General features: G+C 43.7%; 14 protein-coding genes and 5 tRNA genes. 3 read left to right on the top strand and 16 right to left on the bottom strand.

Going from position 1 to position 16,132, the window contains the following annotated elements:
* Nucleotides 1-91 precede the first annotated feature (91 nt).
* The gene (locus AVL57_RS07830; protein ID WP_057792707.1) at nt 92-709 is read left to right on the top strand and encodes a flavin reductase family protein; all 618 of its coding nucleotides are present in this window, start codon (nt 92-94) and stop codon (nt 707-709) included.
* A gap of 91 nt (nt 710-800) precedes the next feature.
* On the opposite strand, the gene AVL57_RS07825 is transcribed toward AVL57_RS07830, so the two are convergent.
* From AVL57_RS07825 to lolB, 16 genes are all read right to left on the bottom strand, one after another.
* Nucleotides 801-2,204: an alanine/glycine:cation symporter family protein gene (locus tag AVL57_RS07825; RefSeq protein ID WP_057792705.1), complete on the bottom strand. Its 1,404-nt coding sequence runs from the start codon at nt 2,202-2,204 to the stop codon at nt 801-803.
* Nucleotides 2,205-2,510: 306 nt separating this feature from the next.
* Nucleotides 2,511-2,586 (bottom strand) — tRNA-Gln (locus AVL57_RS07820).
* Between the two features lie 41 nt (nt 2,587-2,627).
* Nucleotides 2,628-2,703, bottom strand: a tRNA-Gln gene (locus AVL57_RS07815).
* A 4-nt stretch (nt 2,704-2,707) separates the two neighbouring features.
* A tRNA-Leu gene (locus tag AVL57_RS07810) sits at nt 2,708-2,792 on the bottom strand.
* Nucleotides 2,793-2,831: 39 nt separating this feature from the next.
* Nucleotides 2,832-2,908, bottom strand: a tRNA-Met gene (locus tag AVL57_RS07805).
* Nucleotides 2,909-3,079: 171 nt separating this feature from the next.
* Nucleotides 3,080-4,042, bottom strand: a complete 963-nt coding sequence (locus AVL57_RS07800) for a peptidylprolyl isomerase (RefSeq protein ID WP_231751179.1) — start codon at nt 4,040-4,042, stop codon at nt 3,080-3,082.
* A 180-nt stretch (nt 4,043-4,222) separates the two neighbouring features.
* Nucleotides 4,223-5,314 (bottom strand): redox-regulated ATPase YchF, encoded by a 1,092-nt coding sequence (gene ychF, locus AVL57_RS07795; protein ID WP_057792703.1) that lies wholly within the window; start codon nt 5,312-5,314, stop codon nt 4,223-4,225.
* A 38-nt stretch (nt 5,315-5,352) separates the two neighbouring features.
* Nucleotides 5,353-5,934 (bottom strand): aminoacyl-tRNA hydrolase, encoded by a 582-nt coding sequence (pth, locus tag AVL57_RS07790; protein ID WP_057792701.1) that lies wholly within the window; start codon nt 5,932-5,934, stop codon nt 5,353-5,355.
* Between the two features lie 5 nt (nt 5,935-5,939).
* The gene (locus tag AVL57_RS07785) at nt 5,940-6,572 is read right to left on the bottom strand and encodes a 50S ribosomal protein L25/general stress protein Ctc (RefSeq protein WP_057792698.1); all 633 of its coding nucleotides are present in this window, start codon (nt 6,570-6,572) and stop codon (nt 5,940-5,942) included.
* Between the two features lie 205 nt (nt 6,573-6,777).
* Nucleotides 6,778-7,779: an NADPH-dependent aldehyde reductase Ahr gene (gene ahr, locus AVL57_RS07780; protein WP_057792697.1), complete on the bottom strand. Its 1,002-nt coding sequence runs from the start codon at nt 7,777-7,779 to the stop codon at nt 6,778-6,780.
* Nucleotides 7,780-7,885: 106 nt separating this feature from the next.
* Nucleotides 7,886-8,338, bottom strand: coding sequence for a hypothetical protein (locus tag AVL57_RS07775; RefSeq protein WP_057792695.1), 453 nt, complete (start codon nt 8,336-8,338; stop codon nt 7,886-7,888).
* 72 nt (nt 8,339-8,410) lie between these two features.
* Nucleotides 8,411-10,792 (bottom strand): putative bifunctional diguanylate cyclase/phosphodiesterase, encoded by a 2,382-nt coding sequence (locus tag AVL57_RS07770; RefSeq protein ID WP_057792693.1) that lies wholly within the window; start codon nt 10,790-10,792, stop codon nt 8,411-8,413.
* A 276-nt stretch (nt 10,793-11,068) separates the two neighbouring features.
* The gene (locus tag AVL57_RS07765) at nt 11,069-12,007 is read right to left on the bottom strand and encodes a ribose-phosphate pyrophosphokinase (protein WP_208806010.1); all 939 of its coding nucleotides are present in this window, start codon (nt 12,005-12,007) and stop codon (nt 11,069-11,071) included.
* A 43-nt stretch (nt 12,008-12,050) separates the two neighbouring features.
* Nucleotides 12,051-12,126, bottom strand: a tRNA-Gln gene (locus AVL57_RS07760).
* Between the two features lie 5 nt (nt 12,127-12,131).
* Nucleotides 12,132-13,007, bottom strand: coding sequence for a 4-(cytidine 5'-diphospho)-2-C-methyl-D-erythritol kinase (gene ispE / locus AVL57_RS07755; RefSeq protein ID WP_057792690.1), 876 nt, complete (start codon nt 13,005-13,007; stop codon nt 12,132-12,134).
* Nucleotides 13,008-13,020: 13 nt separating this feature from the next.
* On the bottom strand, nt 13,021-13,641 hold the full coding sequence (lolB, locus tag AVL57_RS07750; protein WP_057792688.1) for a lipoprotein insertase outer membrane protein LolB: 621 nt from the start codon (nt 13,639-13,641) through the stop codon (nt 13,021-13,023).
* A 114-nt stretch (nt 13,642-13,755) separates the two neighbouring features.
* Here lolB and hemA point away from each other — a divergent pair, with 114 nt between their 5' ends.
* Nucleotides 13,756-15,030 carry a glutamyl-tRNA reductase gene (gene hemA, locus AVL57_RS07745; protein ID WP_057792686.1) on the top strand — a complete coding sequence of 425 codons (1,275 nt, stop codon included), beginning with the start codon at nt 13,756-13,758 and terminating at the stop codon, nt 15,028-15,030.
* Nucleotides 15,031-15,045: 15 nt separating this feature from the next.
* Nucleotides 15,046-16,131: a peptide chain release factor 1 gene (gene prfA / locus AVL57_RS07740; RefSeq protein ID WP_057792684.1), complete on the top strand. Its 1,086-nt coding sequence runs from the start codon at nt 15,046-15,048 to the stop codon at nt 16,129-16,131.
* The last annotated feature ends 1 nt before the right edge of the window (nt 16,132 follow it).

The raw sequence follows: 16,132 nt of genomic DNA, 5'->3' as shown, positions 1-16,132 counted from the left end.
ACTCACTACTGCAATTTAAACACCTTAGCCGCTATACTCACAATGATAAAAAAGTTAGTTAATTAACCACCATGATTGCTAAGGAAAATTCTTGTCTGATATTCACTTCTACGAACCTAAAGTAGGGCATGGTCTAGCCCACGATCCTTTCAACGCCATTATTGCGCCTAGGCCCATTGGTTGGATTTCGTCTAAAAGTAAAGAAGGTAAGCTAAACCTAGCGCCTTATAGTTTTTTCAACGCGCTTAATTACACGCCACCTATCATCGGTTTTTCTAGCGTAGGTGATAAAGATTCACTTAAAAATATCAAAGCGACTGGTGAGTTTTGTTGGAACCTTGTAAGCAAGCCATTGGTAGAGGCTATGAACCAAACCAGTGCACCATTAGCAGCCGATGAAGATGAGTTCGCGTTTGCTGCTTTAGATACCGTAGCTTCTCACATTGTTGATGTGCCTAGAGTGAAATTAAGCCCTGTTAGTATGGAGTGCAAGCTTACCGATATCGTACAGCTAAAAAATGCGGAAGGCGGTTTGTGTGAAAGTTGGTTTGTAATGGGTGAAGTTGTGGGTGTGCATATACAAAAAAACATGATTGAAGCGGGTGTGTATAAAACCTTGAGAGCTGAACCTGTTATGCGCGGTGGCGGAGCGGGGGATTATTTTACGGTAGACAGTAGCAATATGTTTGAGCTGTTCAGGCCAAAATAAATATAGCCGTAGCGATAAAAAAGCAGTGGCGACGATTTATAAACTTCTTAAAAAGTTGCCACTGCTTTAGCTTTGTTTTTATCTGTAAGGCTTACCAGATACCGTCTTCAGATTTACCCTGAATTTCACAGTCTCCGGTTTTATATTCTACTTTTTCGCCACTATCCCGTTTAGCAAAGTAATCTTTGCTGATAGACACGATGGTAGGCGTCATCCACACAATGGCGGTGATATTGATAACGGTCATTAGTCCTAATGCCATATCGGCCATGGCCCATACTTGCGGCATAGCTGCTTGAGCACCCCAGTAAATCATACCCAAGTAACCTATTGTGTAGGCGGCTCGGCCAGCACGGTTATCAAGTTTGAACATGTGTAAGTTACTTTCGCCGTAGGCATAGTTAGCCACAACCGATGTGAAGGCGAATAAGCTAATAGCGGCGGCAACAAAGTCGGTGCCCCCTTCACCTAAATGGCTGCTCATTGCGTCTTGGGTTAATCTGATCCCTTCCATTTGGTCGGAGCTAGACCCGCCTGCAAGCAGAATAATAAACGCGGTAGAGGTACACAGCACCATAGTATCTAAAAACACGCCCAGCATTTGAATATAGCCTTGCGACACTGGGTGGTTAGGGTTTGGCACCGCACTGGCCGCAGCATGGGGCACAGAGCCACTTCCGGCTTCGTTTGAATATAATCCTCGTTGAATACCATTTTTAATGGCCGCACCTAATGCGCCAGCGCCTGCTTCTTGTAATCCGAATGCAGACTTAATGATATCCATCAGCATAGCAGGAAGTTCTGAGATGTTGATAAAGGTAATTCCTAATGCCACTAAAACATAACCAATACCCATAAAAGGCACAACAAATTCAGCAAACCTGGCAATACCCCGTAAGCCACCTATTACTATTAAAGAGGCTAGAGCAATAATGGCTATGCCCGTGTATTCGCTGGGGAATTGGTAAGCGTTGTTTAGCGCATCAGTGATAGTATTTGCTTGCACGGCACTAAACACAAATCCATAACCGAAGAAAAGGCACAAAGAAAAGGCGACTGCTAACCAGGTTTTATTTAAACCTTGTTTAATGTAATACGCAGGGCCGCCACGAAACTCACCGTTTTCGTCGCGTACTTTATAAAGCTGGCCAAGTACACTTTCTGCGAAGCCTGTGGCCATACCTAATATGGCAATCATCCACATCCAGAATATAGCGCCCGAGCCACCTAAAGAAATAGCCACCGCTACGCCAGCTAAATTACCCGTACCTACGCGTGCAGATAGACTGGTACATAATGCCTGAAAAGAACTAATACCTTCTTTCGAGGATTTATTGCTTCCTTTCAATAAGGAAAACATGTGACCAAAATGACGTAATTGAACACCACCTAATTTAACGGTAAACCAAATACCACACGCCAATAGCATTATAATTAATACTTGGCCGTTACCCCATAAGACGTTATTCACCGCCGAGACAAAGTCGTATATCACGCGTTTTCCTTTGTTTTTGTTGTGAGACTCGTAGAAATTCTAAAGAGGCTGTTATTCGCGTAAAGACGAATACCTTAAAAGGCTAATATCTAAATCTTGAGCACATTTAATCTAAAGCACTTCAATGGAAAGCACCTTAACAAAAGCACCGTAGAAGAAAGTATCTTGCAGGAAAGCGCTCAAAAGACACAGTAAGCAAATATAGTAGCATGTGGAAAAAAAGAGTGAAGAGGGAATAAGTAGTTAGATTACAACTTTATTGATGCAGAAAACAAAAAACCGGTCGAAGGACCGGTTTCTTATGTATGGCTGGGGTAGCAGGACTCGAACCTACGAATGGCGGGATCAAAACCCGCTGCCTTACCAACTTGGCTATACCCCAAGTGATAACCACGCAGCAAAAGCGCAATTACTAGGAAAAAATGGCTGGGGTAGCAGGACTCGAACCTACGAATGGCGGGATCAAAACCCGCTGCCTTACCAACTTGGCTATACCCCAACTGTGGTGCGGAAGGAGAGACTTGAACTCTCACGCCGTGAAGCACTGGAACCTAAATCCAGCGTGTCTACCAATTCCACCACTCCCGCACAGTCAGAACCTCTAGAGAAGTTAGATAAAAAGAAAATTGGTGGCTATGGCGAGATTCGAACTTGCGACCCCATCATTATGAGTGATGTGCTCTAACCAACTGAGCTACATAGCCTCCGGCTTTTCTTTTCCCTCTCAGGAAGTGGCGCGTATTATGCGGATATGACTGGCGACCGTCAACCCCTTTTTTACGAACTTTTTCTAAGTGGCTAATATCTGTGCGTTCAGGTCTAAAATCTAGTCAAAGTGCAGCGAATTTAATCAAATTTCGCCAATAAACCTAAACTTAATTCCATGGTGTTGATGAAGTTTTAGTCTGGTAATAGCAAACGTCTATCGGTCTTGGACTATAAATTTTATCATGAAAGAAAGAATTATCGAGTGTTTGCCCAGTTTTCATACGTTTTTGGTATTCGGGGTGGGATGGAAGCTGAATATAATACTGTTTACCTGACGTATCTTTGTTCCCAAGGGCACTATTTTTTATTTGGCTCTTATCTGAAGGTACTTCAATAACGCCGCTATTCTCTATTGGACCCCTTGGTAATTGCTGCAATACGTCCATTCCATCAAGCACACGCCCAATAACAGACATATTTCTATCTAAATGTCTTGGGGCTTGCCCAATCACAATATAAAACTCGGTACTGGCTGTGTCCTTTTCACTATTACGGGCAAAAGCGACAGTGCCAGGGCAGTGAAGCGCCCACATTTCATTGCGCGCCTTGTCCATTCCCACAGGAAAGCCATTTAGAAAACCTGTAGCAGGGGCGAACATGTCGTTTTCTTCAATTACTACAGCAGAAGCTGACAGAGGGGCAATAAACTCTGCTTGAAGATTACTTGTTTCTGGCGAGGGCTCATGGCTTTCATTACTCCCTCCTTGTGCTACAAAGCCATCTACCACGCGATAGAAGTACTCCTGTTGATAAAAGTCAGTTTTAATTAGCTTACGGAATCGTTTTACATGATGGGGGGCTAAAGCGGGATTAAGCGCGATGACTACATCACCATAGTGTGTTTCAAGCGTAACGGTATGTTTAGTGGGCACCTTGTACCATTTATTGGTGATGTCGGTATCCAACAAGAGTTTTTCTTTTATCTGAGTGGCCTCATGGCTTTTCTCATGATCTTCTGCGTGCGCGATTGATGAAACGCTGCTTAAACCTAAAAATGCCACACAAAGCGAAACTACCAGTGCTGAAATCTGTGAAGGTACTGAAAGTGAATGTAAGAGGTTTTTTATCATTTTATTGTAAGCCCTAATGAAAATCTTATTATAAGCACTGTTATGAGTGTCTTTTTATGTGTTTAAAATAACGACTCACTGGCTGGTAAATCAACAACTAATTTTACAGGCAAAAAAAACCACCCATAAGGGTGGTTCTTTGTACGTTAAAATAAGCGCTAGCCTAGGCTATATTGCTTATTACACGTTAAATCTAAAGTGAATAACATCGCCATCTTTAACAATGTATTCTTTACCTTCTAAGCGCCACTTACCGGCATCTTTCGCGCCTTGTTCACCGTTGAATTCAACAAAGTGATCGTAGCTGACGATTTCGGCACGAATAAAGCCTTTCTCGAAGTCTGTGTGAATCTTACCTGCTGCTTGTGGTGCAGTTGAGCCTTCAGGAAAGGTCCATGCACGTACTTCTTTAACACCTGCCGTGAAGTAGGTTTGAAGCGTAAGCAAGTTATAGCCAGCACGAATAACACGGTTAAGACCTGGCTCTTCAAGCCCCATGTCTTGCATGAATTCTTCACGCTCGTCATCTTCAAGCTCAGCAATATCAGACTCGATAGCCGCACATACTGCAACAACTACGGCATTTTCGCCTTCAGCGATAGCGCGTACTTTGTCTAAGTATGGGTTATTTTCGAAACCGTCTTCGTCAACGTTTGCAATGTACATGGTTGGCTTAAGGGTAAGCATATTCATGTAGCTGATTGCAGCGTGCTCTTCTTTAGTCAGTTCTAAAGAACGAAGTAATAAACCTTCATCTAAGTGAGGCTTAATCTTTTCTAATACTTTAAGCTCATACTTAGCATCAGAATCGCCACCTTTAGCGCGTTTAGCAACACGGTGTAGGGCTTTTTCTGTGGTTTCTAAGTCTGAAAGCGCAAGCTCGGTATTAATAATATCAATATCGTCTTGTGGGTTAACTTTACCTGCAACGTGAACAATGTTTTCGTTATCGAAACAGCGAACCACGTGGCCAATCGCATCGGTTTCTCGGATGTTAGCTAGGAATTTATTGCCTAAACCTTCACCTTTTGAAGCGCCTTCAACCAAACCTGCAATATCAACGAATTCCATCGTCGTTGGAATAACACGCTGAGGGTTTACAATTTCAGCCAGTTTGTCCAAGCGAAGATCCGGTACAGGTACAACGCCTGTGTTGGGCTCTATGGTACAAAAAGGGAAGTTTGCCGCTTCAATACCTGCTTTTGTCAGTGCATTAAAGAGTGTTGATTTACCTACGTTTGGTAGTCCAACAATACCGCATTTAAAACCCATGATAGGGATCCTTGTCTGGAATTAGTGCTAGCTTAGGCTCACGCCTTAAAGGAGTGTAGCCGATTTTGCGCTTGCTTAAGGTCGTTCTTAAGGAGTATTTCAGTACAACGCACAGCTTCGTCAATAGCACTTTCTATGGCCATTTTTTCGTCAGCGGGTGGCTTACCTAATACATGTCCGGTAACACGGCTTTTGTGACCCGGATGTCCAATACCAATACGCAAGCGTAAGAAGTCTTTATTGTTACCCAATTTTGCCACAATATCTCTAATACCATTTTGACTAGAGCTACCGCCTACTTTGTATTTTGCTACACCAGGAGGTAAGTCAAGTTCATCAAAGGCCACTAAAATTTGTTCGGGTTCAATACGGTAGAAATTGGCTAATGCCGCTACTGCTTGGCCGCTTTTATTCATAAAAGTGGTGGGGTAGAGCAAACGCACATCTTGACCAGCAATTGTAACGCGGGCTGTTTTACCGAAGAATTTGGATTCTGGTTTTAGCGGGGTATTGAAGGTGTCGGCAAGTTGGTTTAGAAACCATTCACCGGCATTGTGTCGGGTATTATCATATTCGGGGCCTGGATTTCCCAGGCCCACGATAAGTCGGATATCAGCCAAGCTGATTATTCCTCAGAAGCTGCTTCTTCGTCGCCTTCTTCTGCTTCAGCTGCTTTAGGAGCAGGCTTAACAGTTACTACTGCAAGGTCATGCGTCTCGTCGTCTTTTCCAAGCTCAACAGACGTGATACCAGCAGGTAGCGTAAGGTCAGACAAGTGAAGAGTAGAATCCATTTCAACGTTAGCAATATCTACTTCGATGAATTCTGGAAGATCTTTAGGCAGACACGTAATTTCGATTTCGTTTACGTGGTGCTCAGCGATACCGCCAGCTTTGATTGCTGCAGACTTGTCTTCGTTGATGAAGTGAAGAGGTACGTTAGTGTGTAACTCTTGACCTGCGATTACGCGCTGGAAGTCAACGTGAAGAATACGAGGCTTGAAAGCGTGACGTTGCATGTCTTTAACAAGTACTTCAACAGCTTTTCCGTCTACGTTCAAAGTAAGAACGTGAGAGTAGAACGCTTCAAAATCAGCGGCGTTGTTTACTTTGTTGTGCTCAAGAGTAATCGACACTGGTGCTTCTTCACCACCGTAGATGATACCAGGAAGCTTGTCTTCACGACGTAGGCGGCGGCTCGCACCTTTCCCTAGGTCTGTACGTACAGTAGCGTCCAGAGTAAAAATTGCTTTAGACATTATATGTCTCCAATAAAAAATTAAGAATGTAAGTTCTTGCGACCAGAACCTACGTTATAGGGCGTTGCAGTTACAATTTGTAAGCAACAATCGCCGCCTCAAATTTTGAGGGCGGCGAATTCTAACACCGAGACCTATAACATACAAATTTTACTTGGCATATGTTTATGTATTGGTGAGGCTTTACTTAGCAGTAAAGTACAGCCTATTTGGTTAACACCACACGATAGTGAGCTTTACCATCACGAAGCCGTTGTACTGCTTCGTTAACTTCATCGAATTTAAACGTTTCGGTAACAGGAGCAATATCATGCAGTGCCGCAAAATCCAGCATGGTTTTAATGGTTGCTGGGCTACCTACCGGAGAACCTGAAACCGAGCGCTGGCCTCCAATAAGGTTAAACGCGCCTATATCTAATGGCTCTAAGGTTGCGCCAACAAAGTGTAAACGGCCTTTAGGCGCTAATGTCGATAGGTATAAGTTCCAATCAAGCTTCACATTCACGGTAGAAATAATAAGGTCAAACTTACCTGCAGCGGCTTTGAGTTCCTCTTCATCACGGCTATTTAAGGTTTCATGAGCACCAAGCTCTAACGCTTCTTTTTTCTTCGACTCACTGGACGTGAAAGCAACAACCTTACACCCCCAGGCATTTAAAAACTGCAATGCTAAGTGACCTAAGCCGCCAATCCCTACCACGCCAACCACGGAAGTGGGCTTGATATCAAATTGAATGAGAGGATTAAATACTGTGATGCCGCCACAAAATAATGGCCCAGCACTTTGAGGGTCTACGCCGTCAGGAATAGGAACTACTGCTGTGGCTTGAGCACGAACTTTATCGGCAAAACCACCGTGGCGGCCACCAATAGTCATAGTGGCATTAGAACATAAATTTTGATCGCCAGATTCACAGGTACCGCAGCTATTACAATAGCCAGCATGCCATCCTAGGCCCACTCGTTGACCTACTTTTAACGAGGTAACGTGATCGCCTATCGCACTTATTTTTCCTACTACTTCATGGCCTGGAACGAAAGGGTACTCACTTATACCCCATTCATTATCCAACATGCTTAAGTCACTATGACAAATACCGCAGCTCTCTACGTCTATCTCAACATCATGAGAGGCTAATTCGCCAGGATCATATTCAAACTTTTCCAGTTTTCCGCCTGGCTCTTTTGCTGCGTATGCATTAATCATTTGTTACTCCTACTATTAACAGTGGTGTTTGTACGGCGTAGTTAGCCGTAATCGATCACCGTTCCCTGTTTCAAGCCCAGCAAAGCAACACTTAGTCGAAGTATGCTTAGTGAGAAGATGCGTTTCCTATCACTCTGCTAGCGTCGAGTATTTCAACACTTTTAACCTGCAACACGGTGCCGTATTGTGTGATAGTCATGACGTCAGGCATAGGCATACCGGTAACCTTCACGATCAGGCCATTTCTATGAAATTTCTTATCCAGTTTTCGAAGTGTGTAGCGCTCGCCGTTTTCTGCGATAAAGGCATAGAAGCCACCTTCCATTTCTTTGTACACAATAGTGCCGGTTAGGGTAACTTCACTAGGTGCATCGGAAGCACTAAGACGTTTTTGTTCTGCGGTTTTAGCAATCAAATCATTAGATGGCTTTTTAGAGTCTTTTTCAGTCATAGTCATGTCTTTTTTAATATCAGCATTGGGCTCGTCGTCAGAGCACGCTGATACTGTTAATAGCAAAGCTAAACCAGTGAAGATAGATAGTGAACGAGTAAATTTCATTTGTTTTCCTTTTTATAACTTCCCGTATTTACCCATGAAGGTAATCCGAAAAGGAGATGAATGGAAGACCCGTTAACTATTGTTTTGTTCAATATTATGTGGCCAATCGATGATCAATTGCTTAGCTTGATCGGCAGTCATGGGGCGTCCATAGAAATAGCCCTGGGCATTTTCAAAACCAAGCTCGTGGAGGAGAGTACCCACTTCTTGAGTTTCCACGCCTTCAGCAATGGTTTCTAGGTTCAACACTTGGGCTAACTGAAGTATTGCACTTAATATAGACTTAGCATCAGATTTGCCATCGCTATTAGTATGATTTGATGCAGCAATAACAAAACTTCGGTCTACTTTAAGCTTGTCGAAAGGAAAGCGCTGAAGATATGACAATGAAGAGTAACCTGTACCAAAATCATCGAGCGCTATTTTAACCCCCTGTTGACGGAGTTCATTTAATAAATTGATGGTATTATCGCCATCGCACATCAAAGATGACTCGGTAAGTTCTAGTTCCAAGCGAGATGCCGGTAACTCTGTGTTTTCCAGTGTTGACGCTACCGTCAGGAGCATATTTGAACGCTCTATTTGAACTGGCGACACGTTAACCGCAATTTGTAACGGTGCACTCCAAGTCATTGCATCTTTACAGGCCTGATTTAGCACCCACTTCCCAAGAGGGATTATCATCCCGTTTTCTTCAATTAAATGAATAAACTCGATAGGTGACACTATGCCTCTTTCAGGGTGATGCCATCGCACTAGGGCTTCAAACCCGATTAAAGCATTGTCGCTGAATCGTATTTGAGGTTGATATAACACAACAAAGTCATGGTTAGCGAAGCTTTTTCGAAAGTCATTAAGTAATGCCAGTCTGAGCATGGCATATTCATCAAGTTTGGGATCATAAAAGCACAGTCTATTTTTACCACTAGCCTTTGCTGAGTACAACGCCATGTCACTAGCACGCTGAAGTGATACGGGTGACGCGCCATCCATAGGCGCATTAGCTACACCAATGCTAGCCCCTAAATTAAAAGAATGCTCTTGGTGAAGCCAAGGAATAGCTAGTGATTCGTGAATCTTTTCGCCAAAAAGTGTGGCCTGTAAAGGGGATATACAGTGTGGGAATACCCACGCAAACTCATCGCCACCTAATCTTACTAACAAAACGTCATCGGGAGTTAGTTTTTGGAAGCGAGAGGCCACCTCCTTTAAAAGTTCATCTCCGGCTAAATGTCCCAATGTGTCATTAACCGCTTTAAAATTGTCTATATCCAGCGTTAAAAGTGTAATGTTACAACTTAGTTCTGCTCCTTCAATGAAGCAATTCGAAAGGGTATGGCCAAACGCATGGCGATTCGCAAGCCCTGTTAACGAATCGACATTCGCTAAGTGCGTCATTTCTTGTTCTCTTAATAACGCTTCGGTTACATCCGTGCCTACTCCGCGCCAGCCTATTACTTCGCCATTATTGTTATTAAGTGGCTGCGCAGTTAAAGACCACCATCTTGTACTACTGCTATTTTGAATTGCAATATTTTGGAAAGTGAAAGGTTCATTTGACTCAAACTTTGTTCCCAATTGAGTCAGTTGTGTCTCACTTCCTGAAGGAGATATTTCACGAAGCAAACTCACAAAGTGACGACCCGAAAGGTGAGTAATGTCTTTACCAAATACGCTTTCCATTCGTGAGGAAACATGTCTAAGGCAACCAAGCGTATCTATTTCCCACAGCCAATCACTGGCATTTTCTTCAAAATCTTTTAGTAATAAGCCCACCACTTGTCGTTGTTGCTCTATGGCAGTTTCGGCAACTAAACCTAAAACAAACCGTTTCGACGTTACCATGGCTGCACATGACAAGTAGGCCCAGTAAACTACCAGCAAGGATGAGAGGAATAGGTATTCAGTGCCGTAATTTATGTAAAAACCGATAGAGGTCCCTAGTGTAAGACCCAATATCCAAAGCAGCGAGGCGGCTGGTAGTGAGGCAAACTGCCAAGCTCCAGTGGAAATGAAACCTGCACCTATCGCTACTAATACGAGTTGGCCTGAGAAATCTAGGGCGCCTATTAAGGCTACGATCATTTGCGCATAGAGTAGGGCAGCTAACCCTAGCATTAGCGCTAAAATGAGGACGACTCGTTTAGCGCCGCTATTGCCAATATTGCTATGTAAGAGAAGATACCAAGCAATAAGATCTCCACAGGCAATGATGATGAGCGTACCCGCCCACGTCATTAAAAAATCATGGTTAATATTATTTCTTGCGAAAGCAACACACAAAAACACCACAAAACAGGTCGCTATACTGGCGAGGGGTAATTGCCGAGCAATGGAATCAATTTGGCGTGCACGATAGTGACGAGCGATGTCTGATGGCGCATCAGGATCGCCCCAATACTGCCTCAACCAATATAAGAATACAGGTAACTTAAATATATGTTTACCTATCACTCATTCTACTCCTTTAGAAAGCTGGTTTCACTCGACAGAGTTCAATCACGATAATTATTTAGTTTTTATCTTTTATTTTACCGAACGAATAGTGAGCTATATTGGTTGCTCCGTCTATTATTCTTAATGTTAAGTATTGAGGGAAATATAGGGAGGCATTATTAAGATTCGAGCTAAAAAAAAGGGCCCATAGGCCCTTTTAAGAAGTGAATTTTCGCCGCGTCGTAAAAACTACGGCGAAAATTTAAGTTGAGTTCTTGCGGCTATAACTAGAGGCTAGTACTCAAACATAGCTGAAATAGACTCTTCGTTACTGATACGACGAATCGTTTCAGCGAGCATTTCAGACAAGGTAAGTTGTTTCACTTTTCCAATCTTCTGCATATCTGCACTAAGTGGAATAGAATCGGTAATGATAATTTCATCAATGACTGATTCTTTTAGGTTTTGTGCTGCGTTACCAGAGAAAATCGCATGAGTGGCGTAAGCATAAACATTACGTGCACCATGGCTTTTCAATGCTTCAGCGGCTTTAGCCAATGTACCGCCAGTATCAATCATGTCATCCACAATAATACAGTCGCGGTCATTAACGTCACCGATGATGTTCATTACCTGAGCAACGTTCGCTTTAGGGCGGCGTTTGTCGATAATGGCAAGGTCAGCGTCGTTAAGTAGCTTAGCAGTAGCACGAGCTCGAACAACACCACCAATATCTGGAGATACCACAACCGGATCGGCGAAATCACGTTGAACCATATCGGCCAACAAGATAGGCGTTCCGAACGCGTTATCTACAGGTACATCGAAGAAACCTTGAATCTGCTCGGCGTGCAAGTCGATAGTAAGTACTCTATCTACACCAACGTTAGAAAGAAAGTCTGCGACAACCTTTGCAGTAATTGGTACCCGGGCTGAACGAACGCGACGGTCTTGACGCGCATAACCAAAGTATGGAATTACCGCAGTAATACGACCTGCTGATGCACGGCGCAAAGCGTCGATCATCACGATCAATTCCATTAGGTTGTCATTTGTGGGGGCACAGGTTGATTGGATAATAAAAACGTCCGAACCACGGACGTTTTCATGAATTTCTACGCTAATTTCACCATCACTGAAACGGCCTACTTTGGCGTTTCCGAGTTTGGTGTAAAGGCGATCGGCGACTTTCTGGGCAAGTTCTGGTACGGCATTACCTGCAAAGAGCTTCATATCTGGCACAAGTGGGTTCCTCAGTGCGTTGATAAAAGAGGTTTGGCTGGGGTAGCAGGACTCGAACCTACGAATGGCGGGATCAAAACCCGCTGCCTTACCAACTTGGCTATACCCCAATTTTTTATTTCTTGTCCGATGTGGCGTACACGTGCTCTGATTTTTTTAATTTTTGTAATAGCGGTGAGCGATTCACACCTTTTGCAACAAAACTTTGCCAAGTATCGGGCAATTGAGCCTTAACTTTTACGGCTGAAACTTCGTCAGAAAAGGTGGCAAATACGCAGGCACCTGTGCCCGTCATTCGCGACGGTGCGTAGTGTACCAACCACTGTAATAAATTTGCAACTTCGGGATAGCGATTAACGACTAATTGCTGACAATCATTGCGAGTTTCTTCAAATTGATAGTCTTCCCACTGCATAATTGGTGTATTTCTGGTCAATTGTTCAGCTGTAAATACTTCGGCGGTACTAATATGCACATTGGGGTTTGCCACCAGATACCACTTTTCTTCTTGCGGGGCAGGGGTAATTTCTTCACCTACGCCTGATGCGAAAGCAGTAAGACCACGAACAAATATAGGTACATCTGCACCTAATTTAAGCCCTAGCTCAGCAAGTTCGTCTTCAGATAACTTTACGCCCCATAAATGATTCAGTGCGACTAGGGTGGTGGCAGCATTCGATGAACCGCCCCCAATACCGCCGCCCATGGGCAAACATTTTTCTAAACTAATGCTAACACCTTTATGAATATGAGTATGTTCAGCCAGCAGCTTAGCGGCACGCACAATAAGGTTATCTTCATCTTTTACCCCTTGTAGAGGGGTAGCCATAGAAATTATACCTGAATCATTAATGTCAAAAGCTAGCTTGTCGCCGTAATCAAGCATTTGAAATAAGCTTTGCAATTGGTGATAGCCATTAGGGTAACGACCGTTAATATGCAGAAAAAGATTAAGTTTGGCAGGAGAAGGCCACCAATCTAAGTTTGTCATGTTAGGTTTCTCACTAAAGCAGCGTCCATTCATATATTTTTATTTTTAGCGTTGTTGAAGGCGGATTGGGTTGAACCAAGTTAATTGAATGGGGCAGCCACACATTATTGCCTTCGGGAGTAGCCACATTGCCATAGTTCGCATAACTGACTTGCCAGCCCTTACATGCACTACAGTTGCTTTCAAGCGTATTAAGTAGCCCCTTGTCGGTAAGGGTAAATTTATCATCAGCAAGAGGAAGCCCTTTAATCCACGAAAGTAAGGGTTCAACGGGGATATCCATGCCAGTGGTATAATAAATTAAAGGTTCGGGGTCGGCGTCTTCATATACGTCATTACCCGCTTCTAAAATCGCTTTATCACCATTTACGTTCAAATCAACCATAGTTACACCAAGTAAATTGGTTAATCGGAAATGAAAATCGGCATCATCGGTTTTCCACAAGAGGTTAGCGCTAGCCCCTTCTTTTTCCTGCCTAAAAGCTATTTTTCCGCGCAATTGCCAGGCATCAACTTGTGCCACCTTTTTAAGCTGGGCACTAAGGTTTACGGCGCTTTCAGGACCATCAGGTAGTATGGTACAGGCGCTGATAAGTAGGTTAACCAGTAAAAGTATAAAAACGAAGCGAATCATTGGGTATCGTCTTAGGTAAAGTTCATACTTTATGTGAACACAGTTCTACCAACACTTTCAATCATTTTGGGTTTTTCGTACAATGCGCGTCCGACGTTGCCAGCACAGATTTGAATGACTCTACTCGCCCTTGGTATTAATCACAAAACCGCCCCTGTCGCATTGCGTGAAAAAGTGGCTTTTACACCAGACTCTCTGGTGGAAGCACTTGCGTCATTAAGAAAGGTAGACGGGGTTGATGAGTCGGTGATTGTATCAACGTGCAATCGCACAGAGCTGTACGTGAACACCCAGCATGAAAGTGCTACTGCATTATTAGAGTGGTTATCAAACTTCCACCATGTTGAGGTTGATGAAATTGCTAACAACAGTTATGTGCTTGCTGCAGATGATGCGGTAAAACATATTATGCGGGTGGCAAGTGGGTTAGATTCCCTTATTCTTGGCGAGCCGCAGATATTAGGGCAAGTAAAGCAAGCCTTTGGCGATGCCAAACACTCAGGTATGATTAATACCGAGTTTGATAAACTATTTCAGCACACCTTTTCTGTTGCAAAGCGAGTTCGTAGCGAAACTGAAATTGGCGCGAATGCCGTCAGTGTAGCTTATGCTGCAGTTCAATTAGCCAAGCATATATTTGCTGAGCTACCTAAGCGCTCGGTTTTGTTGGTGGGTGCGGGTGAAACTATTGAGTTAGTGGCACAGCATTTAAAAGAGCAAGGCGTAAGTTGCTTAGCGGTGGCCAACCGGACTATTTCACGTGCTGAAGCCTTGGCCGAAACCTTGGATGCCAGTGTATTTACGCTGTCTCAAGTACCGGAACATCTAAAAGATTTCGATATAGTTATCAGCTCTACGGCGAGTCAGCTACCCTTAATAGGCAAGGGCATGGTAGAGAAGGCGTTGAAACAACGCAGAAATATGCCCATGTTCTTGGTAGATTTAGCGGTTCCTCGGGATATTGAAGCCCAAGTGAACGAATTGGGTGATGCCTACTTATATACCGTAGATGATTTACAGCACATCGTTCAAAAGAATTTACAAAATCGTGAGCAAGCGGCTCTTGAAGCTGAAAAGCTAATTGAAAAGCAAGCTGGCGATTACATGATCTGGAAGCAGTCTCAACAATCTATAGATTTAGTTAGGCAATATCGTCAAAAGGGCATGGAACAGCGTGACGACGCAGTAGAGAAAGCACTGGCACAGTTAACCGAAGGCAAAGATGCCGAAACGGTACTGAGTGAAATGGCCTACAAGCTAACCAATACATTGCTGCACCCCACAACGCTGGCACTTAGAGAAGCTGCCATGCATGATGACCCAGCGCTGAGCCGGTGGTTGGGGCAAGCATTATCGTTATCTGACACTACGTCAGATATCAAAAAATAAGGTAAACATAAAAATATGAAAGACTCGGTTGTCAGAAAACTCGAAAACTTAGTGGAACGCTTCGAAGAAGTGCAGGCCTTATTAGGCGACCCACAAGTAATCGGCAATCAAGATAAGTTTCGTAATTTGTCAAAAGAGTTTAGCCAGCTAGAGAGCGTAGTTGCTGGTTTTAATGCATACCAACAAGCGCAAGAAAATCTTGATTCAGCGAATGAAATGTTGAAAGAAGATGACGCAGAGATGCGTGAAATGGCGCAAGAAGAATTAAAAATTGCGAAAGCGGATATTGAACGCTTAGAAACTGAGCTTCAGGTTTTATTGTTACCTAAAGATCCCAACGATGACAGCAACTGCTTCTTAGAAGTGCGTGCCGGTGCAGGTGGAGATGAAGCCGCTATATTTGCAGGCGACTTATTCCGCATGTACAGCCGATACGCTGAAACTAAAGGTTGGCGCGTAGAGTTAATTAACGCCAATGAGGGTGAGCACGGCGGCTATAAAGAAGTTGTCGCGAATATTAGTGGTGATGGTGTTTACGGTATTTTAAAATTTGAATCTGGCGGCCACCGTGTTCAGCGTGTACCCGATACAGAATCACAAGGCCGTATACATACCTCTGCGTGTACGGTTGCCGTATTGCCTGAAATTCCAGAATCAGAAGCCATTGATATTAACCCAGCGGACCTTCGCATCGATACCTTTAGAGCATCTGGTGCCGGTGGTCAGCACGTTAACAAGACCGACTCTGCTATTCGAATTACTCACTTACCATCAGGGTTAGTGGTTGAGTGTCAGGATGAGCGTTCGCAACACAAAAACCGTGCAAAAGCCATGTCAGTATTGCAAGCTCGATTGAATAACATTGAAGAAGAAAAGCGTGCGGCAGAAGAAGCATCTACTCGTAAGAGCCTAGTAGGCAGTGGTGATCGTTCAGAGCGTATCCGTACTTATAACTTCCCGCAAGGCCGTGTAACCGATCACCGCATCAACCTAACCATTTATCGTTTAGATGAAGTGATAGAAGGTGATTTGAAGCAGCTTCTCGACCCTATCATGCAAGAGCACCAAGCTGACTTATTAGCCTCGTTGTCAGACGAATAAT

This window comes from Alteromonas stellipolaris, from assembly GCF_001562115.1.
Classification (GTDB): Bacteria; Pseudomonadota; Gammaproteobacteria; order Enterobacterales; family Alteromonadaceae; genus Alteromonas; species Alteromonas stellipolaris.
The sequence above is the reverse complement of the archived record's forward strand: the minus strand, read 5'-3'. Positions and strand labels throughout refer to the sequence as shown.